Annotated in this window: 15 protein-coding genes and 2 pseudogenes; 8 read left to right on the top strand and 9 right to left on the bottom strand. The window is 63.4% G+C overall.

Annotated elements, in window-relative coordinates:
• Position 1: 1 nt before the first annotated feature.
• From feaR to BB029_RS14085, 3 genes are all read right to left on the bottom strand, one after another.
• Entirely contained in the window at positions 2-964 is a 963-nt protein-coding gene (gene feaR / locus BB029_RS14095) for a transcriptional regulator FeaR (protein ID WP_065939648.1), read from the bottom strand.
• A gap of 116 nt (positions 965-1,080) precedes the next feature.
• Positions 1,081-1,701, bottom strand: coding sequence for a DUF3156 family protein (locus BB029_RS14090; RefSeq protein ID WP_065939647.1), 621 nt, complete (start codon positions 1,699-1,701; stop codon positions 1,081-1,083).
• The gene (locus BB029_RS14085; RefSeq protein WP_065939646.1) at positions 1,646-3,145 is read right to left on the bottom strand and encodes an APC family permease; all 1,500 of its coding nucleotides are present in this window, start codon (positions 3,143-3,145) and stop codon (positions 1,646-1,648) included. The genes BB029_RS14090 and BB029_RS14085 overlap by 56 nt, the downstream gene beginning before the upstream one ends.
• Positions 3,146-3,436: 291 nt before the next feature.
• On the opposite strand from BB029_RS14085, the gene BB029_RS14080 reads away from it, so the two are divergent.
• Positions 3,437-4,765 (top strand): hypothetical protein, encoded by a 1,329-nt coding sequence (locus tag BB029_RS14080; protein ID WP_065939645.1) that lies wholly within the window; start codon positions 3,437-3,439, stop codon positions 4,763-4,765.
• A gap of 45 nt (positions 4,766-4,810) precedes the next feature.
• Here BB029_RS14080 and BB029_RS34255 read toward each other — a convergent pair.
• A pseudogene (locus BB029_RS34255) lies at positions 4,811-5,098 on the bottom strand (methyl-accepting chemotaxis protein); the annotation flags it as partial.
• A 9-nt stretch (positions 5,099-5,107) separates the two neighbouring features.
• Positions 5,108-5,350 (bottom strand): annotated as a pseudogene (locus tag BB029_RS34250) (PAS domain-containing protein); the annotation flags it as partial.
• Positions 5,351-6,034: 684 nt separating this feature from the next.
• On the opposite strand from BB029_RS34250, the gene BB029_RS14070 reads away from it, so the two are divergent.
• From BB029_RS14070 to BB029_RS14055, 4 genes are all read left to right on the top strand, one after another.
• Complete coding sequence (locus BB029_RS14070) at positions 6,035-7,012, top strand: helix-turn-helix transcriptional regulator (protein WP_065939643.1); 978 nt, start codon at positions 6,035-6,037, stop codon at positions 7,010-7,012.
• Positions 7,013-7,144: 132 nt separating this feature from the next.
• A complete protein-coding gene (locus BB029_RS14065; protein WP_141696544.1) occupies positions 7,145-8,026 on the top strand; it encodes a transporter in 882 nt (293 codons plus the stop codon).
• A gap of 22 nt (positions 8,027-8,048) precedes the next feature.
• Positions 8,049-9,212, top strand: a complete 1,164-nt coding sequence (locus BB029_RS14060; RefSeq protein ID WP_065939642.1) for an MFS transporter — start codon at positions 8,049-8,051, stop codon at positions 9,210-9,212.
• 34 nt (positions 9,213-9,246) lie between these two features.
• Positions 9,247-10,353: a class II histone deacetylase gene (locus BB029_RS14055; protein WP_065939641.1), complete on the top strand. Its 1,107-nt coding sequence runs from the start codon at positions 9,247-9,249 to the stop codon at positions 10,351-10,353.
• Between the two features lie 50 nt (positions 10,354-10,403).
• Here BB029_RS14055 and BB029_RS14050 read toward each other — a convergent pair whose 3' ends face one another.
• Positions 10,404-11,336, bottom strand: coding sequence for a p-hydroxyphenylacetate 3-hydroxylase reductase component (locus BB029_RS14050; RefSeq protein WP_065939640.1), 933 nt, complete (start codon positions 11,334-11,336; stop codon positions 10,404-10,406).
• A gap of 56 nt (positions 11,337-11,392) precedes the next feature.
• A complete protein-coding gene (locus BB029_RS14045) occupies positions 11,393-12,562 on the bottom strand; it encodes a p-hydroxyphenylacetate 3-hydroxylase oxygenase component (RefSeq protein WP_065939639.1) in 1,170 nt (389 codons plus the stop codon).
• Positions 12,563-12,825: 263 nt separating this feature from the next.
• On the opposite strand from BB029_RS14045, the gene BB029_RS14040 reads away from it, so the two are divergent.
• From BB029_RS14040 to BB029_RS14030, 3 genes are all read left to right on the top strand, one after another.
• Entirely contained in the window at positions 12,826-14,313 is a 1,488-nt protein-coding gene (locus BB029_RS14040) for an aldehyde dehydrogenase family protein (protein ID WP_065939638.1), read from the top strand.
• A 137-nt stretch (positions 14,314-14,450) separates the two neighbouring features.
• Positions 14,451-15,512, top strand: a complete 1,062-nt coding sequence (locus tag BB029_RS14035; protein WP_065939637.1) for an aromatic ring-hydroxylating dioxygenase subunit alpha — start codon at positions 14,451-14,453, stop codon at positions 15,510-15,512.
• A gap of 29 nt (positions 15,513-15,541) precedes the next feature.
• On the top strand, positions 15,542-16,492 hold the full coding sequence (locus tag BB029_RS14030) for a PDR/VanB family oxidoreductase (protein ID WP_065939636.1): 951 nt from the start codon (positions 15,542-15,544) through the stop codon (positions 16,490-16,492).
• A gap of 6 nt (positions 16,493-16,498) precedes the next feature.
• Here BB029_RS14030 and BB029_RS14025 read toward each other — a convergent pair whose 3' ends face one another.
• Together BB029_RS14025 and BB029_RS14020 are read right to left on the bottom strand one after the other, a co-directional pair.
• Complete coding sequence (locus tag BB029_RS14025; protein ID WP_065939635.1) at positions 16,499-17,212, bottom strand: GntR family transcriptional regulator; 714 nt, start codon at positions 17,210-17,212, stop codon at positions 16,499-16,501.
• Positions 17,213-17,279: 67 nt separating this feature from the next.
• Entirely contained in the window at positions 17,280-19,022 is a 1,743-nt protein-coding gene (locus BB029_RS14020; RefSeq protein WP_065939634.1) for an acyl-CoA dehydrogenase, read from the bottom strand.
• Between the last annotated feature and the right edge of the window lie 20 nt (positions 19,023-19,042).

The following is a 19,042-nucleotide window of genomic DNA, read 5'->3' as shown; positions in this document are numbered from 1 at the left end:
CCTACGCCGCACCGACCGCTTGCTGCAGATGAGTGGAACGAAAATCCTTGGGCGACAGTTCGAATTGCTTCTTGAACGAGCGGCTGAAGTGCGCGGAATCGGTGAAGCCCCACTTGTAGGCAATCGAGGTGATCGACTCGCTCTTGAGGAACGGGTTGGTCAGATCGTCCGCGCTGCGCTTAAGCCGCGCACGCTGGATGTAGCGGCAGACGCTGTCGTCCTGCTCTTCAAACAAGCGGTACAAATGCCGCACCGAGATGTTCAGGCGGCTGGCCAGGCCCACCGGGCTCAGGCCGGGTTGGGTCAGGGACTCGTCGATGACTTTCTGCACATAACTGCGCAGGTTGCTGCCGTGCAAGGATGTGGCGCTGTCGCCTGGGGCGTCATGCAGTTCAAAGGCTGAACCGAGCAGGGAAACAAACGCCGCTTGCAGCGCCTCGGCCTCTTCAATCGAATCCTGACCCTCCAGGCCCTCGCGGCACAGCTGGTCCATCAACACGTGGAGCATGCGCCCGCAGGCCTTGCTCGAAGAGATCTTGCCGAAGGTTTTCGAGGCGCTGCCCAGCTGCTTGCACACTTCATTGCGCGAGAGTGACAGCGAGGCATGTTCGATAAGGCCAAAGGGGCTGATCTCGATCGAACCCGTGGAGTCCATCAGCAGCATATCGCCGGGGGCCAATTGAATGACCTGGCCGTTCTGGGTGATCTGGCAATAGCCACTGCGCTGGCTGACCAGGAAGCAATGCTGGTCCATATCGTGATCGGCATTGGGCCGCTCGCGTTTGATCAGGCCGGCGTTGGTGCGCAGGTTGGCCAGTGACAGGCCGCCCCGGGAGTGCTTGGACACTTCACCGATGAACAGTGAGCGGTTGAAGGCCAGTTCCGTGTCGAAATGGCCGCAGGCCGCTCGCAGATCCCGAGTCCAGGTTTCCAACCCATAGTGCGCAGACTGATAGGTGCTCATGGCATCTCCACAATGGTTTCTTGTTTTTGTTGGCTAATAGTTAACATGTTATCTATATAGGCGCAACAAGTCCGTGATACCGACTGTAGAAGCACTAATGATGCCAATTCCTCGACTCAGAGCGCGCCCAATACCCGCTGCAAACACGCCAGCACCGTCAACAGCCCAGCACGTTGCGCGCCGCTCAAGGGGATGTAGCGCCGGAACGCCGGCATGCGGTTGACCACCTCGCTGCCGCCCATGTGTTCAAGCCGTACCTGCCATTGCTGCTCGCTCAAATCGAGGTGCAGGCGCTTGAAGTCCAGCCCCATCAACGCTTGATGCAGGTCGGGGTCATCGTTCAAGGCCGCCTGGAGCCTGGCCCGTAAATCCGGCGCGCCCGCCCGTTGCCGGCAGGCCAGTCCCGTGCGCCGGATCGACCCGCTGTGGTGCAGTTCGAAGCGCGCACTGCCCTGCTCTGAGGCAGGCACCGTGAACCTGAATTCGGTCATGACCAGGTGCATCAGCAATTGCGCTTCGGTGCGCTCGGCCACGTCCACCTGAAGGCCGATATCATCCAGGCAAAATCTTGCCTGGGCGGGCCCCGTCGAGGTGAAACTCGCCAGCCCGAGATTGCGCCGCACGTACTCAAGCGTGACCCCAGGCCGGTAACCGGACGGGGCCCGTTGGGCGCTGAACAGCTCAGACAGCTTTTGCAGCCTGCTCGAGATAAGGGTTGTGAGGGTTGCCAGGCTCATGGGAAAACTCCTTGGCCAGCACTTCTTCTACCGAAGCCGGCTTGAATGGATTGACCTTCTGTACCACCAGTGTCCAGAACAGCGCGTATGAAGCCGTGATCCCGAGCATCACCCCGAACGGCACATAAATGTCCGCAGGGTTCATGCCCGGCGGGGTAATGAACCACATGCCCAGCAAGATGCCGACGCTGGAAAGAATCTGTGGCAACGGGAAGAACGGCGAGCGATAGGCCCGTGGCAGGTCCGGACGACGAATGCGCAGGATCACCACCGACAGCGTCACCAGCAGGTAAGAGAAACTCCACGCACACACCGCCGCCAGCACCAGATGCATGATGTTGTCGGTGTTACCGCCCAACCACAGGGCATACAGGCACGGAATCAGCATCGCCACCAGGATGCACAGCAGCGGCGTCTTGAAGCGCGGGTGCAAATAAGTGAAGACCTTGGGCAACGCGCCGTCCACCGCCATGCCGTAGAGAATCCTCGGCACGCCCGCCATCAGCGTATTGATGGTGGCGGCACCAGCGAACAGGAAGCCGATCCCCAGCCACAGCGGGCCAATATCCCCCATGACCTGCTGGGCAAAGCGTGGGATTGCCATGGGCGTGTCGAGCAGGTGCACGCCCGTGGCGGCATCCAGCACCACGTTTTCCACCTGGCGCTTCATCGCCGCGCCGTAGATAAACATGCAGGTCGCCACGCTCATCAAGCCGAAAATCATGGCCTTGGGCATGACCTTGGCCGAATTGCGCAGGTCCGGGGCCAGCGGCGTGACGAACTCGCAACCGACGAACATGAACATGGCCATGCCCACCAGCGACAGAATGGTGACCAGGTCGGTACCCACCAGCGACACGCCGAACCAGCCCTCCAGCTGCACCGCCGGTGCGGCGATCAGGCCGAGCACGCCGAACACCATCAGGGTGGTCCACATGCCGAAAGTCAGGATGATCTCGGCCCTGCCGAAGGCGCTGACGCCAAAGGCGTTGAGAATGCCGAACACCACGACAAACCCCACCCCCAGCAACCAGGAGCCACCGGCGGACTCCGCCAGGGTGTTGAGGTGTTCGAAGTTCACCAGGGCCATGACCCCGGACAGAATCGTCTCGGCCGTGCCGGCGAACACGTGCACGATCAGGTACGCCGACAGGGTGCCGGTGATCGCAAAGAAACGGCCCATGCCGCAATTGATGTAGTCGTAGACCGAGCCGGTGGTCGGCAGGATCGAGGCGGCCTCGGCGAAGGTGGTCGCCTGGGCCAGCATCATTACCACCGCAATCAGCATGGCCACCGCGAAGGCGCTGCCGCCGATACCGAAGCCCATGGTCGCGGTGAGAATCACCGGGCTGGCCATGATCAGGCCAATGGTGCTGGCCAGCGCGGTCGGAAACCCGACGCTGCCGCGTTTCAAATGCTGTGTGAGCCGGTCATTGATCGACATGGTGCGGATCCTCGAAAGCGGATTTCTGAGTGGATGCATCGAGCCGTTCAAGGAGCCGGCGATAAAGCCCTCCCCAGCCAGTCCCTGATCGAAACGGCATCGTGCGCAAAATCACTGTGCACTTCCCGAGCACCGAGCGTCTTGCCCATGTCTGCCGTGGCTTTTGTTGCTGCCTGCCAAGGCATGCGGCTTGGCGGGCAGGATCAATTGCGTGGCACGCAGGTGAAAGACTTCCTCCGCCTGGGGTCATCTTAATGCGCCCTCGACTTAACCAAGCTGGGGACTATAACAATGGAGCACACCTTGAAAATACGCACGCAATCCTTGGCCGTCGGCCTGGGTATCGCGCTGTTGATCGGCCATTCACCGGCCCAGGCCTATGAGCTGTACGCCGACGAGGACACCCACCTGAATGCGGACTTCCTGGCGGTGTACGGCCTGTTCAACAGCCGTCACAACTACGACGGCACAGCGGGCGGCTCGACCTGGCGCGAGGGTTTCATCAAGTACGGGGTGAGCGGCGACCAGGGCCTGGCCGGGCACGGCACCGCGTATGGCGCGCTCAATTGGGTCAGCTCCGGCACCTGGGGCGACGGCGATGCGGCGGGCAACACCGATGGCAGCGAACGCACCACCAAAATCGAAGACGCCTACCTGGGATGGCGCTCGGCCGACCTGTTCCCGGCGCTGGGCAAGGACGGTGTGGATTTTTCCGTCGGGCGCCAGGTGGTGAAGATCGGCCGGGGTTTCCTGATCAACGACGACGGCCCCAACCTCGGCAAGGGCCCGGCTGACGGCGCGCTGAACCGTGGCGGCGCCTATTACCTGGCGGCACGCCACGCGTTCGACCGCACGGCGGTGCTGCGCCTGGGCGGGCAAGAGGGCCTGCACGGCTCGGTGCTGTGGCTCAAGTCGGACAACCGCGCCCAGGCCGAAACCGAACTGGCGGCGGGCACCCTCGACTACACGGCCGCCGCCGGCACGCTGGGGCTGACCTGGGTCCACGGCATGAACGTCACCGACCAGTGGGCCAGCGACTTCCAGAAACAGCGCGAGGGCCTGGACACTTACAGTGTGCGCGGCGAAGGCAGCGCCGGTATCGACAACGCCAGCTTCGCCTTCGAATACGCCTGGCAAGACAAGGACGCGGGGCCGGAAAAAGCCTGGTACGCCGAGGCCGGCTACACCTTTGCCGATGTCGGTTGGTCGCCAAAAGTGACCTACCGCTACACGCGCTACTCGCAAAAATGGGACCCGCTGTTCACCGGGCTCAGCACCAGCTACGGCACCTGGTTCCAGGGTGAAGTCGCCTCCAACTATGCCGGCCCGTTCAACAGCAATACCGGCATCCATCACGTCGGCCTCAAGGCGACGCCCCTGGAGAACCTGACGGTCGGCGCGCTGTACTTCGACTTCAATACCCTGCGCAAACACGACGCGCTGAACCTCGATGCTCGGGAGCTGGACCTGTACGCCGAATGGGCGGTCAACAGCCACCTGATCATCAGCCCGCTGGTGGGCATCTACCAACCCAAGAAGGATGCCGACTCCGGCGGTAACCAGGTGGGTGGCAACGGCACCAACCTCTACAGCCAGTTGACGGTGGCCGTGCCCTTCTGACCGGCCTCAGGAGCTGCGCAACGCAGCTCCCTCCTAGCGTTCGTGCTGATGCAGCATCGTCTGGATCTGATGGGTCGCCTGACGGGTGCTTTCCGCCAGCTTGCGCACCTCATCGGCCACCACCGAAAACCCACGCCCGACCTCGCCGGCCCTGGCCGCTTCAATGGCGGCATTCAAGGCCAGCAGGTTGGTCTGGTCGGCAATGCCCTTGATCACACTCACCACCGTGGCGATCTGGCCGTAGGTGGCCTGATTGTGTGCGAGCAGCTGTTGATGGGTGGTCTTCGCCGACTGCTCATCGCTGATGTCACGCACCGCGCCGACCACCCGCATCAAACGACCTTGCGCGTCACGCAGCGCTCGCCCGCGCTCCCTGCACCAGATGTAGTCACGGGTCTTGTGGCGCATCCGGTATTCAAACACGTACTCACCGCTGCCCTGGGGCGCAAGGATTTCCCGATCGAAGATCGCCATGATCTTCGGCAGGTCATCGGGGTGGGTGATGCTGACCTGCGCGTCCCAGCCATCGGGCAGCTCATGGGGCGCGTAGCCCAGGAGCAGACGGAACTGATTGAAAATCCGCATGCGGCTGGCGGGATCCTGCACGTCACCGTTGACCACGGTGATGTCCCAGCAGCCTTCGGTCATGGTGCAGAGCAGCAGCTCCCAGATCTGCGTCTCGTGTTGATGCGCAAGGGCGCGCTGCGCATGCTCGCGCAACTCGGCTTCCAGCGCCTGTTCACGCTGCCCGGCCTGCTCCAATTGCTGGCGAAGCACGGCAAGTGCCTGTTCGCTGCGCGCCCCTTCGGCAGCCTGATCGTGGGCTGATTCCTCGAGCAACAGCAACTGCCGCGCAGCCTGCGCACGTTGTGTGGCGAGTTGCTCCAGGTCGGCCTGCACCGACGGATAAGCGTGCAGTGCCTGGGTTCCCAACACCTCCCCCGCCAGCAGTTGCTTGAGGACGGCGGCAAGGTCCTGCATCGGCTGTTTTTTCTTGAAGAACATCGGCCTGGCCCTTTCTGATCGAGTCGAAACCCCGGATCTGATCGCAAACCGAGCGTGATTGCTTGTACGAGCCTGCAAGGCCTTTGCGCGTGGCTGCCATCCAAAAAAGCCCTGCGTCGGGCGCTATCGTGCATCTGTAGGATGGTGATCGGCTTTCAACCCGTCGATACTTGTCCCCAGGCCCTGCCCACGTCCAAACGACGTTCCGGCCCTTAATGACTTCGTGACGAAAACAATAAGAATGTCGCACAGAGGTACATACGAATGAGCCGTCATGATCATGGTCACGCCAGCCTCCTGGAGGCATTCAGCGCGATGACACTGGAGCTCCAACGCCTGGCGCAGGACAAAGACATAGAACACTTCCACGAAGCGGCGCTGAGCTGCATCCGCCAGTTGCTGCCCTTCGACAGCGCCTGGTGGGGCCGGGCTGCGCTGATTGACGGCCTGCCGGAAGAACACAGCTCGTACCTCTACAACCTGCCCCGCAGCTACCTGGCCGATTGGCAATCGATTCGCCATATCGATGTGACCATCGCCAGGGTCCACGACGTGCCGGGGCAGGCGGTCATCGTCGACATGCGCAATCCCGCCAACGGGCCCGGGCTCAACTGGCTCGGCACGTGCTACGCGATTGGTGAATTGCTGTGCGTGGTGTACATCGACCCGCAAACCCACCTCAGCGATCACCTCGCGCTCTACCGTGCGCCCGACGCCCCACGCTTTACCGAGCAGGACTGCCTGCTGCTGAACAACCTCATGCGGCACCTGGTGGCGGCGGTCTCAGCCAATCAGATTCGTACCCTGGTGGCCATGCGCGAAGCGCTGACCCACCCGCGCAATCTCGCGCTTGCCGTGTGCGACCAGCGCGGCACCCTGCACTGCGCGGAACGTGGCTTCGTCGACTTGCTGCTGAGCGAATGGCCGGACTGGAGCGGCCCTTGCCTGCCGGTCGCGATGGACGCCGGGGGCTATGACGGCAAGCACCTGCAGGTCGAGGCCTCGACGGTCGGCGACCTGCTCCTGCTGGCTGCCCGCAGCCGTACGGTGCTGATGCAACTGAGCCCTCGGGAGAATGCGGTGGCCCAGGGTTTCGGCGAAGGCAAGACCTACAAGGAAGTCGCCCGCGACCTGGGCATGTCGCCCAATACCGTGCGCCATCACATCCGCGCCATCTACAGCAAACTCGGGGTCAAGGACAAAGCCCGAATCGCCCACCTGCTGCACGCCCCGCCTGATTGATCGGCACCACTGACCCGCGCTGACTTTTTCGCTGTCGTTTTGACGGCCACGGGACACCTTTGCGCTTTTTTTGTCCCCTCTGCCACCCACGGGCGAGCCGTTCGCCACACAACACCTCAAAGAAGAGATGCCATGCCCATGATCCACACCTTCACCCGCACCACCACACTGGCCCTGCTCGGCGGCCTGTCGAGCCTGCACGCCAGTGCGGCCGACCTCAACGCCCGGGACTTTTTCGGCGCCCCCTCGGGTACCAGCCTGGGCGTGCTGTACCTGCCGGCAAGCCGCGCCAGTGACTTCCACGGCCCGGCCGACAGCACCGGCAAGGCCGACCTGAAGGTCAACGCCGTGGCGTACCGCCAAGTGTTCTTCACCGACCTCTGCGGCACCCTCTGCACCCCACAGTTCATCGTACCTTTCGCCGACATCAACGCCCGCCTGCCGGGTGCCGGCCAACGCAGCGCAGAAAGCGGTTTCGGTGATCCCCAGGTCGGCGGCACGGTGTTTTTCATCAACGACCCCGCCTCGCGCACCTACAGCGGCCTACTGACCCTGATCACCCTGCCTGTGGGCGAATACCACGGTAACAATCCCGATGTATCGCCCGGTGCCAATCGCTGGGGCACCACCTTTGTCTACAACTACACCCAGGGCATCGGCGAAAAGTGGGTGCTGGAAGCCAACCTCGAAGCCCAGCTCTACGGCAAGAACGACAACTACTTCGGCAGCGACCTGAAACAGGACCCGCTGTACCGCCTGCAAGCCTTTGCCTCCTACGACTTCACATCCAGCACCTACGGCGCACTGCGACTGATCCACGCCGATGGCGGCGAATTGCGGATCAATGACCAGCGCATCGACAACACCCACAAGCGCTACACCCAAGTGGGCTTCGAGGTTGGTCACTGGCTGGATAAACAGAACCAGTTGATGTTCGGCCTCTCGCAGAACGTCGCCACCGACAACGGCTATCACGGTACCGACGCGCTGCTGCGCCTGGTCCATGTGTTCTGAATCCCCTCATCGGAGCTTGCCCATGAACACCCAGACCCAACCGCTGACCGATGAACGCGCCCACGCCTCATCCCCATTGGCATTGCTGGCCGCCATCGTGCTGTTCGCTGCCATCACCCCGACCATTCTCATGACCGCACCGGCCGTGGCTGCGCAACTGGCGACGCAATGGCAGTTGAGCCCGTCACAGATCGGGGACCTGTTCTCCACCGAACTCGGCGCCATGAGCCTGGCCACCCTGCCCGCACTGTGGTGGCTCAAGCGTGTCGACTGGCGCCGCGCCGCCTTACTGGCCGGGTTGCTGTTCATCGCCGCCAACCTGCTTTCAATGCTGGCCCACGACTACCCGATACTCCTGGCACTGCGCTTTTGCAGCGCCCTGGCCGGTGGCTCGTTGATGATCATCTGCCTGTCCAGTGCGGCCTCCACGGCCAATCCCGGGCGTGTCTACGGGTTATGGGTGATGGGGCAACTGGTGGTCGGGGCGATCGGTCTGAGCATCCTGCCCCGGCTGTTCGAGCACTACGGGCTGTCAGCCTGCTACCTGATCCTCGCCGCCTTGATGACGCTCTTTCTGCCCCTGGCACGGCACTTTCCCCAGGGCAGCCCGGCGCCTGAAAAAGCCGCCGAGCGCATCGCCCTCGCCTCCCGGTGGAAAGCCGCACTGGGCATTCTGGGCCTGCTGAGTTTCTACGTCAGCCTGAGCGGTGTCTGGACCTTTATCGGTTCCATCAGCAGCCATGCCGGCCTTTCTGCCGAGGCCAGTGGCGAGATTCTGGCGCTCGCCACGGTGATGGGCATCGTCGGGGCCGGTTGTACCTCGCTGATCGGCGACCGTCTGCCACGCCTGTTGCTGTTACTGCTGGGGTACGCGTTGATGGCAGGCGCCGTGCTGTTGCTGCTGGGCCAGCCCGACATGCTGCGTTTTGCCTTGGCGGCGCTGCTTTTCAAGTTCACCTGGACCTTCATCCTGCCGCTGGTCCTGGCCTGCCTGGCCGACCTCGACCGCTCCGGAAAATTGATGAACACCTCCAACCTGGTGATCGGTGGCGGCCTGGCCATCGGCCCGACCGTGGCTGGCCGGATGATCGAAGCCAGCGGCGGTTTGCAATCACTGCTGATCGCAGGGGCGTGCGTCACCGTGCTGTCCCTGGCGTTGATGCTGAGCAGCCGCCCAAATGCCTGACGGGCCCTTTTACCCCAACGAAAATGGAAAGACGATGAGCCGAAAAAGTGCATTTTTCTTCGACGAACTCAGCCTCTGGCACAGCGCCGGGTTGCACGCCTTGACCTTACCGGTGGGCGGGTGGGTGCAGCCGCCTGCCGCCGCCGGCCACGCCGAGTCACCGGAAACCAAGCGTCGCTTGAAGAGCCTGCTGGACGTTTCCGGCCTGACCCGCCACTTACAGGTGCGCAGTGCCAACGCGGCCACCGCTGAAGACCTGCTGCGGGTGCACACGCCCAACTACCTGCAACGCTTCAAGGCGATGAGCGATGCCGGGGGCGGCGAATTGGGGCCCCACGCGCCCATCGGGCCAGGCAGTTATGAAATAGCCAGGCTCTCCGCCGGGCTGGCCATGGCGGCAGTGGATGCGGTGCTGTGCGGCGAAGTCGACAATGCCTATTCTCTGTCACGTCCACCCGGCCACCACTGCCTCGCCGACAACGCCATGGGCTTCTGCTTCCTGGCCAACATCGCCATCGCCATCGAAGCCGCAAAAGCACGGCGTGGCCTGGGCAACGTCGCGGTGATCGACTGGGACGTGCACCACGGCAACGGCACCCAATCGATCTTCGAAGAGCGCGGCGACGTGCTGACGATTTCCCTGCATCAGGACGGCTGTTTCCCGGCAGGTTACAGCGGTGAAGCGGATCGCGGGCGCGGCGTGGGGCTGGGCGCGAATATCAATATCCCGCTGCCTCCCGGCAGCGGTCATGAGGCGTATCTGCACGCGATGGAGCGTATCGTGATTCCGGCGCTGGAGCGCTTCGAGCCGGAATTGATCATTGTTGCCTGCGGCTACGACGCCAACGCGGTCGACCCACTGGCGCGAATGCTGTTGCACAGTGACTCGTTCCGGCACATGACCCGTCTTGTACGCCAAGCAGCCGAACGCCTGTGCCAGGGCCGTCTGGTGCTGGTGCACGAAGGCGGCTACTCCGAAGCCTATGTACCGTTTTGCGGGCTGGCGACCATTGAGGAATTGGTGGGTGTGAGGACACAGGTCGGCGACCCGATGCTGGAGTTTGTGCAGTTGCAGCAACCGAACGCGGCGCTGGCGGCGTTTCAGTTGCGCTTGATTGATGAGTTGGCCGAAGCCCGCTGAGCGTGACGCAAAAAAATCCGATGCCGTTGCCGGCATCGGATCTTGGCCAGTCAGCAGTGGCTGATCAGTCGCTGCAACACCGTCTTGAAGGTGTCGATCTGGTCCTGGCTGAACTCGGCGAACACCTTGTCCTGCTGTTCCCGTGCAATGGCCCAGAGGTCTTCGGTCTGTTCGATACCCGCCGCGGTCAGGCGCACGCCGTGCTCGTCGTCATCGACCAGCCCCTTGCGCTTGAGGTTGGCCACGGCGTCGTCGATTTCCCGCACCGGCATCGCCACTTCACGCAGCAGGTCGCTGGTACTGAGGCGAGCGTCGTTCTCCAGCACCATCAGCATCCGCGCCTCGTTGGTACGCAGGCCGGTGGACAGTTGCCGGGGCTGGTAGCTGGACTGGTAGGCGCGAACCGCCTGGGTCATCAGGTAATACAGGTTATGGCTCAGGCGCCCCTGGAAGTGGCTGCTCGGCGGTTGGCTTTCGTCGCGCCTGGTCATGCGCGTATGGGGCAGGACCATGGAGTAGGCGCCCTGGTGGTAGAGCAGCGGCGAGCGTCCGAAATCGTCGAAGGCCACCACCTTGCCGATCATGATCCAGTGATCGCCGCCATCCACCTGCTGGTATTTCTCGCAGTGAAAACGTGCCGCACAATCGGCGAACACCGGCGCCCCGCCCTCCCCCGGTGCATAGGCGATCTCGGCGAAGCGGTCGTCCTTGGGCCGGGCAAAATTGTTCGACAGGTCGATCTGGTCCGCCGCCAGCACGTTGACCGCGAAGTGGCTGGCCTCCTCGAACACCCCGTGGCTGCTGGAGCGTTTGTCGATGCTCCACAGCACCAGCGGTGGGTCCAGGGACACCGAGTTGAAGCTATTGGCGGTAACGCCCACCTTGCGGCCGGAGGCGTCGGCGGCGGTGACCACGGTCACGCCCGTGGCAAAGTTGCCCAGGGCCCGGCGAAAGGCGCGTGGGTCGAAGGTCGATTCAGACATGCAAGACTCCCGGGCTGCGTCAGGCGCAGCCCTGATTGTTGTTTTCAAAAGCAGCTTCAGATCATGCTCGGATCGGGCTCCAGGCCCATCAACTCGCGGCCGAGGATCTGTGCACAGACGTCGTAGTCGGTGTAGGCATGGGCGCCGGTCATGTGCGAGTCGCGGAACAGGCGCTGCATCTCGTTGTGCTCGAACCAGGCGTTGCCGCCGGCGGCTTCGAACAGACGGTCCACCGCCTGGATGCACATCTTGGTCGCGTAGGCCTGGTTGGTGCGCCAGAACGCCAGGGTCTCGCGGCTGGGGTAGCGCTGCTGCTCACTGTGTTCGGCGTGTTCGTCCCAGGTTTTCTCGAGGAAGGCGCGCGCGGCGGCCACCTGGTGCGTCGATTCGGCCAGGCGCATCAACGCCGGGGTCGCGGCACCGACTGCCGCGCCGGTGTAGGCGCGCACGCGGGTCTTGGTCTTTTCGCGGAACACCTCCAGCATCCGCTCGGCGACGCCCAGGCTGACGGTGGAAAAACCGCTGGCAAAATACGGTCGGTACGGTGAGTAGAAAATCTTGCTGTCGGGGTACAGCCCGAAGCCGGCGGACTTGCCTTCCATCATGTCCTTGGCTTTCTGGATGCGGTGTTCCGGCACCCAGGCCTTGTCGATGATCAAGGTCTTGGTGCCGCTGCCCTTCATGCCGGCGGCAAACCAGTCATCGCGGATCTGGTAGTCACTGCGCGGCAGCACCGCGAAGCAGTAATCCTGGGTGCCCTGGGGGTTGTTGCGGCGGAAACCCACGATCGCCCACTCGGCGTGATCACAGCCGCTGCTCCAGCCCATTTCCCCGCTGAACAGCACGCCGCCCTCGACTTCCTCGGTGCGCCCGAACGGCGCGATGCTGCTGCTCGCAGTGGCATCCGGGTCAGTGCCCCAGACCTCCTGCTGCAGTTGGGCCGAGAACAGTGCCAATTGATGGCTGTGGGTACACAACAGGCTCATGGCCCAGGCCGTGCTGGCGCAGGCCCCGGCGAGCAAGGCGATGCAGTCGGCAAACTGCGGCAGCGACAACTCCATGCCGCCGAACACTTTCGGCTGAAACACACGGTGCATGCCGATGCTCTTGAGCAGCGCAATATTCTCGGCGGGCACTTGGCGGTCCCGCTCGGCCACGAAGGCATTGGCGGCGATGGTCGGCAGGATGGACTTGAGGTCTTCAAGGAGCGGGTTTGGCTTTTTCATGGATGGCCCTGCTTATTATTGGATATCCGGGCAACGCCAGAAATCAAGGCGCGGCGCCGGATGCAGGGCCAGTATGGAGCGAGCCTTCCTGGCAGGACATGCACCTTCCAGAGTCAAGATTGTACTTTTCAAAGGCTCAGGCTGATCCGCCGTGTACAGGCGCTGGCAGCCACAGACATGCCACTGGGCAGCCACAGTCAAGCCCGTTCCGGCCACTGGGATTAACCTCGGGCTTTTCAATCTCTGCCACCAGGAAAAACCCCATGAGCGATATTCCACTGCTGCCCCAGGTTGAAGCCTTCCTCCGTCGAACCCATGGGTTGTTCATTGACGGTGGCTACGTCGAGAGCCATTCCAGCCAGCGGTTGGAGGTGATCAACCCGGCCACCGGCCAGGTCATCGCCGATGTCGCCGACGCCGACCCGGCCGACATTGACGCGGCCGTGGCGTCGGCGAGCCGCGGCTTCAAGCAGTGGTCACAGGTCGCACCAGCGGTGCGCGGCAACGTGCTGCTCAAACTGGCCGACTTGCTGGAGCAACACCGCGAAGAACTGGCACAGATCGAAACCTGCCAGTCGGGCAAGATCATCCAGATTTCCCGCGCCTTCGAAGTCGACCAGGCCGCGCACTTCCTGCGTTACTACGCCGGCTGGGCCACCAAGATCAGCGGCCAGACCATCACCCCATCGTTGCCCTCCTTCGCCGGCGAGCGCTACACCGCGTTCACCCTGCGCGAGCCGGTCGGAGTGGTGGTCGGCATCGTGCCGTGGAATTTCTCGACCATGATCGCCATCTGGAAACTCGCCTCGGCGCTGGTGACCGGTTGCAGCATCATCATCAAGCCCAGCGAGTTCACGCCGCTGACCATCCTGCGCATCGCCGAACTGGCGATTGCCGCCGGCCTTCCCGCCGGTGCGCTGAACGTCTTGACCGGCGGCGGCAGCGTCGGCAAAGGCCTGATCGAACACCCCGGCACCGACAAGGTGTCGTTCACCGGCTCCGTGCCGACCGGGATTGCGGTGGGCCAGAGTGCCATGGGCGCCGGGCTGACCCGGGCCACCCTTGAGCTGGGCGGGAAAAACTCGGCCGGGTTCCTGCCCGATGTGGACCTGGACAAGGCCGTCAACGGCATCATCGAAGCGGGCTTTTTGCACTCCGGGCAAATCTGCGCCGCCGCCGAACGCTTCTTTGTGCATCGTTCGCAGATCGAAACGGTGATGGGCAAACTGGCCCAGCGCCTGAGCACGCTGAACATCGGCTCGCCCCTGGATGAGCGCACCGAATTCGGCCCGGTCACCAACCGCCAGCACCAGCTCAAACTCGGCGAGTTCTTCGCCAAGGCCCGTGCCGAAAACAACCGCATCATTCACGGTGGCAACCTGATCGACCGGCCGGGCTGTTACGTCGAGCCGACGATCATCCTCGCCAACAGCGTCAACGACACCTTGCTCAACGAAGAGACCTTCGGCCCCATTGCCACGTTCTTGCCGTACGACAGCGAAGAAGAACTGCTGGCCTTGATGAACAACACCCCCTACGGCTTGAGCGCCAGCCTGTGGACCAACGACCTGGGCAAGGCCCTGCGCATGGTGCCCGCCATCCAGGCCGGCACAGTGTGGGTGAACATGCACACGATGCTGGACCCGGCGGTGCCGTTTGGCGGCAACAAGTCCTCGGGGATAGGCCGGGAGTTCGGCAGCGCCTTCATCGAGGACTACACCGAGTTGAAGTCAGTGATGGTTCGCTACTGAACCCAATCAGTGGATCCATTGATATGTAATCGTTCGATAATCGCCCAATAAAAAAGCCGTACAAGATTGACTCTCCATCAGTCCAGCCATTTAATGGATCCATTAAATAAAAACAATCCGCCGCCTGGAGAGTCATCATGTACCCCAAGAACACCTGGTATGTCGCCTGTACCCCCGATGAAATCGCACACAAGCCCCTGGGTCGACAGATCTGCGGCGAAAAGATGGTGTTTTATCGTGGCCAGGAAGGCGCCGTGGTGGCGGTCGAGGACTTCTGCCCCCATCGCGGCGCGCCGCTTTCACTGGGGTATGTCGAGAACGGCAACCTGGTCTGCGGCTACCACGGCCTGGTCATGGGCGGCGACGGCAAGACCGTGGAAATGCCCGGCCAGCGGGTACGCGGCTTTCCGTGCAACAAGACCTTTGCCGCGGTTGAACGCTACGGCTTCATCTGGGTGTGGCCCGGCGATCAGGCCCAGGCCGACCCGGCGCTGATCCATCACCTGGAATGGGCCGTGAGTGACCAGTGGGCCTATGGCGGCGGGCTGTTCGATATCCAGTGCGACTACCGCCTGATGATCGACAACCTGATGGACCTGACCCACGAAACCTACGTGCACGCCTCCAGCATCGGCCAGAAGGAAATCGACGAAGCGCCGCCCGTGACCACGGTGGACGGCGATGAAGTGGTCACCGCCCGGCACATGGAAAACATCATGGCCCCGCCGTTCTGGCGCATGGCCCTGCGCGGCAATAACCTCGCCGATGACGTGCCGGTGGACCGCTGGCAGATCTGCCGCTTCACCCCGCCCAGCCATGTATTGATCGAAGTCGGCGTGGCCCACGCCGGCAAAGGTGGCTATAACGCCGCCCCCGAACACAAGGCCGCGAGCATCGTGGTCGACTTCATCACCCCGCAAACCGACACCTCGATCTGGTACTTCTGGGGCATGGCGCGCAACTTCAACCCCCATGATGAGGCACTGACCGCAAGCATTCGCGAGGGCCAGGGCAAGATTTTCAGCGAAGACCTGGAGATGCTCGAACGCCAGCAACAGAACCTGCTGGCCCATCCGCAGCGCAACCTGCTCAAGTTGAATATCGACGCGGGTGGCGTGCAATCGCGCAAGATCCTGGAGCGACTGATTGCCAAGGAACGCGCCCTCGAACCGCAACTGATCGCCACCACCACCGCCTGAACAGCGCGACAACTTTGCGAGGACTGAACATGATCGATGTGGTGGTGGTATCCCGTAACAACGAAGCCCAGGATATTTGCAGCTATGAACTGGCCAGTGTCGATGGCCAGCCGCTGCCGGCCTTCAGTGCCGGCGCGCATATCGATGTGCACCTGCCCGATGGGGTGATCCGGCAATATTCCCTGTGCAATCACCCCGAGGAACGTCATCGCTACCTGATCGGCGTGCTCAAGGACCCGGCGTCCCGGGGCGGCTCGCGCAGCCTGCACGAGCAGGTCCACGAGGGCGCCCGCCTGACCATCAGCGCACCGCGCAACCTGTTTCCCCTGGCCGCCAACGCGCGACGCAGCCTGCTGTTTGCCGGCGGCATCGGCATCACCCCGATCCTGTGCATGGCCGAGCGCCTGGCCCATGCGGGTGCCGACTTCGAGCTACATTACTGCGCCCGTGCCAGTGAGCGTGCGGCGTTTGTGCAGCGGCTCGAGGCGTCGCCGTTTGCCGCGCGGGTGTTCCTGCATTTCGACGAGCAGCCCCACACCGCGCTGAACATCGCCGAAGTGCTGGCAGCGCCCGCCGATGACGTGCACCTGTATGTCTGCGGCCCCGGCGGGTTCATGCAGCATGTGCTCGACAGCGCACGCGCGCAGGGCTGGCAGGAAGACTGCCTGCACCGCGAATACTTCAGCGCGGCACCGGTGGACAGCAGCCGCGACGGCGGCTTTTCGGTGAAGCTCGGCAGCAGCGGCCAGGTCTTCGAAATCCCCGCCGACAAGACCGTGGTCCAGGTCCTGGAAAGCCATGGCATCGAGATTGCCGTGTCCTGCGAACAAGGGATTTGCGGCACCTGCCTGACCCGCGTGCTGGAGGGCATACCGGAGCACCGCGACCTGTTCCTCACCGAGCAGGAACAGGCCCTGAATGACCAGTTCACGCCCTGCTGTTCACGCGCGAAGACCCCGTTGCTGGTGCTCGATATCTGACAGGTGTCACGACGCGGGCAAAATCACCTTCATGCGCGCGGCGGCGGTGGCTGAGCTGAAGATCTCGGCATAGCGCAACGTCGCGTTGGCGTGTTCGCGCATGATGGCTTCGGCCCGCGCGCCCTGGCGATTGACCAGGGCATCGAAAACCGAATGATGCTGCATGTGGGCATAGTTGAAGCGTCGGTACTCGCGGGCCATGTCCTCGCGATCCACCGCCAGCGCCGTCACCGAGGCGAACGGCAGGTGATCATTGCGGGCCAGCGCGTCGGCGATCGCCGGGTTGTGGCTGCCTTCGACGATGACCTGGTGAAAGCGCATGTTCAGGTCGTGATAGACCTCAAGGTCATCCTCGGTCACGTAGCCCTTTTCGAACAGTTGATCGCCTTCCACCAGGCAGCGCTCCAGCGCCGCACGTGCCGCATCGGATAAACCAAGCTCGGCGGTCTGACGCGCTGCCAGGCCCTCAAGCACGCCGCGCACTTCGACGGCGCCGGCAATGTCGCTGGGGCTGACCGAGCGCACCTGATAGCCGCGCCCGCCAAACGGCACCAGCAGTCCTTCCTGCTCAAGGGTACGAAAGGCCATGCGCACCGGCATGCGCGACACGCCGAACAGCTGCGCCGTGGGAATCTCCATCAGCCGCTCGCCCGCCGCCAACTCCCCGCTGGCAATCATCTTGCGCAGTGCAACCAGCACCAATTGACCGGGTTTACTCATCCAGGCAACTTCCAGAAAACGTGAGCCGCCATGGTACCGCAAGTAGTACCGCAAGCACCTGGCCGCGTCAGATGAACGCCAGCGCTGCCCGTGCCCCGTCTATGGCGCCCAGGTGCTGCGCCAGCCGCGACGGCAGGTAATCGAAAAAGAACCCGGCGCTTTGCAGCTTGGCGGCACGCAGCGGATCGTCTTCGCGCAGTGCCCTGGAGACCCGCGCGGCCCGCGCCCAGGCAAAGGCCAGCAACGCGACGCCACAGAGCTGGAGGAAATCCGGCGCCGCCCGATAGGGGTATTCACTGTCTTCGTGCGCGCGTTCACGGATGGCGTGCACCACACTGGCCAACGCGTCGCAGAGGTTGGACAACGCGCCGGAAAAGCCTGCGCATTCCTCATACTGCGCGCCCTGCCCGGCCTCGGCGCGCAACTCGGCCAGCAGCAGGCCAAAGGCTCGGCCGTCATCCCCCAGCACCTTGCGCAGCAACAGGTCATTGGCCTGGATCTCGTTACTGCCCTCGTAGATCATCGCGATACGGCTGTCGCGCAGGGTTTGTTCGATGGCGAACTCGGTGACGTAGCCGTAACCGCCGAACACCTGCAGCCCATGGCTGGCCTGGCGAAAGCCCTGTTCGGTGAAAAACGCCTTGATGATGGGCGTCAGCAACGGCGCCAAGCGGGCCGCCGACGAGTCCTGGTCATGCTCGGCCTGATCAAGCAGGTGCGCCGCCCAATAGCCGATGGCACGCATGCCCTCGCTGGTGGTACGCAGCTCCAGCAACACGCGGCGCATGGCCGGGTGATAACGGATCGGGTCAGCCGCCTGGGCCACCACCTCTTCCGGCCTTGACGGCGCACGCATCTGCAAGCGCTCGGCGGCGTACTGGCGGGCGTTCTGCCAGGCCGCCTCGACATGCCCCAGGCCTTGCAGGCCCACATGCAGGCGCGCCGAATTCATCATCACGAACATCGCCGCCAGGCCGCGATTGGGCTCGCCGACCAGCCAGCCCTGGGCGGCGTCGAACACCAGGGAGCAGGTGGCGCTGCCCTTGATGCCCATCTTGTGCTCGATGCCGTCGCAGTGCACGCCATTGGCCTGGCCATCGTCCAGGTGCTTGGGCACCAGGAACAGTGAAATGCCACGGCTGCCCGGCGGCGCATCGGGCAGGCGCGCCAGCACCAGGTGCAGGATATTCGCCGTGAGGTCGTGCTCGCCGCCGGAGATAAACAGCTTGCTGCCGCTGAGGCGATAACTGCCATCCGCCTGGGGCTGCGCGCGACAACGCAGCAAGCCGACATCGCTGCCGGCCTGGGACTCGGTGAGGCACATGGTGGGCAAGGCCCGGCCACTGACGATGTCGGGCAGGTAGCGTGCCTGCAACCATGGAGCGGCGTGGGTCTTGAGGCACAGGTAGGCGCCGTGGGCGATCCCGGTGTACATGGCCCAGGCGTGGTTGCTGGCGTAAAGCATCTCTTGCAGCGCCGCATCGAGCAGTTGCGGCAAGCCCTGCCCGCCCTGCTCCTCGGCACACGCCAGCGCCGGCCAGCCCCCTTCGACATAAGCGCGATAGGCCTCGACAAAGCCGTCCGGGGTGCTGACCCGGCCCGCCTGCCAGCGGCAGCCCTGGCGATCACCGCTGCCGTTCAACGGCGCCAGCACGCCCTGGCTGAAGCGTGCCGCCTCCTCCAGCACCTGTAGCGCCAGCGGCAGGTCCAGGGCCGCGAAAGCCGGTTGGCGCTGCCAGGTGTCGGGCGCCTGCAACCAGTGTTCCAGGACAAATTGCATATCGCCCAGGGGCGCCTCATAGCTCCACATCGGAACACCTCATCGACAAA

Source organism: Pseudomonas sp. S3E12 (assembly GCF_001702295.1).
In the GTDB taxonomy this organism is placed as follows: Bacteria; Pseudomonadota; Gammaproteobacteria; order Pseudomonadales; family Pseudomonadaceae; genus Aquipseudomonas; species Aquipseudomonas marginalis.
This window is presented reverse-complemented; position numbering and strand designations above follow the sequence as displayed.

What these genes read in the sequence shown, in the direction of transcription:
- feaR (WP_065939648.1), bottom strand. Translation starts at nt 964, where the DNA reads ATGAGCACCTATCAGTCTGCGCACTATGGGTTGGAAACCTGGACTCGG.
- BB029_RS14090 (WP_065939647.1), bottom strand. Translation starts at nt 1,701, where the DNA reads ATGAGCCTGGCAACCCTCACAACCCTTATCTCGAGCAGGCTGCAAAAG.
- BB029_RS14085 (WP_065939646.1), bottom strand. Translation starts at nt 3,145, where the DNA reads ATGTCGATCAATGACCGGCTCACACAGCATTTGAAACGCGGCAGCGTC.
- BB029_RS14080 (WP_065939645.1), top strand. Translation starts at nt 3,437, where the DNA reads ATGGAGCACACCTTGAAAATACGCACGCAATCCTTGGCCGTCGGCCTG.
- BB029_RS14070 (WP_065939643.1), top strand. Translation starts at nt 6,035, where the DNA reads ATGAGCCGTCATGATCATGGTCACGCCAGCCTCCTGGAGGCATTCAGC.
- BB029_RS14065 (WP_141696544.1), top strand. Translation starts at nt 7,145, where the DNA reads ATGCCCATGATCCACACCTTCACCCGCACCACCACACTGGCCCTGCTC.
- BB029_RS14060 (WP_065939642.1), top strand. Translation starts at nt 8,049, where the DNA reads ATGAACACCCAGACCCAACCGCTGACCGATGAACGCGCCCACGCCTCA.
- BB029_RS14055 (WP_065939641.1), top strand. Translation starts at nt 9,247, where the DNA reads ATGAGCCGAAAAAGTGCATTTTTCTTCGACGAACTCAGCCTCTGGCAC.
- BB029_RS14050 (WP_065939640.1), bottom strand. Translation starts at nt 11,336, where the DNA reads ATGTCTGAATCGACCTTCGACCCACGCGCCTTTCGCCGGGCCCTGGGC.
- BB029_RS14045 (WP_065939639.1), bottom strand. Translation starts at nt 12,562, where the DNA reads ATGAAAAAGCCAAACCCGCTCCTTGAAGACCTCAAGTCCATCCTGCCG.
- BB029_RS14040 (WP_065939638.1), top strand. Translation starts at nt 12,826, where the DNA reads ATGAGCGATATTCCACTGCTGCCCCAGGTTGAAGCCTTCCTCCGTCGA.
- BB029_RS14035 (WP_065939637.1), top strand. Translation starts at nt 14,451, where the DNA reads ATGTACCCCAAGAACACCTGGTATGTCGCCTGTACCCCCGATGAAATC.
- BB029_RS14030 (WP_065939636.1), top strand. Translation starts at nt 15,542, where the DNA reads ATGATCGATGTGGTGGTGGTATCCCGTAACAACGAAGCCCAGGATATT.
- BB029_RS14025 (WP_065939635.1), bottom strand. Translation starts at nt 17,212, where the DNA reads ATGAGTAAACCCGGTCAATTGGTGCTGGTTGCACTGCGCAAGATGATT.
- BB029_RS14020 (WP_065939634.1), bottom strand. Translation starts at nt 19,022, where the DNA reads ATGTGGAGCTATGAGGCGCCCCTGGGCGATATGCAATTTGTCCTGGAA.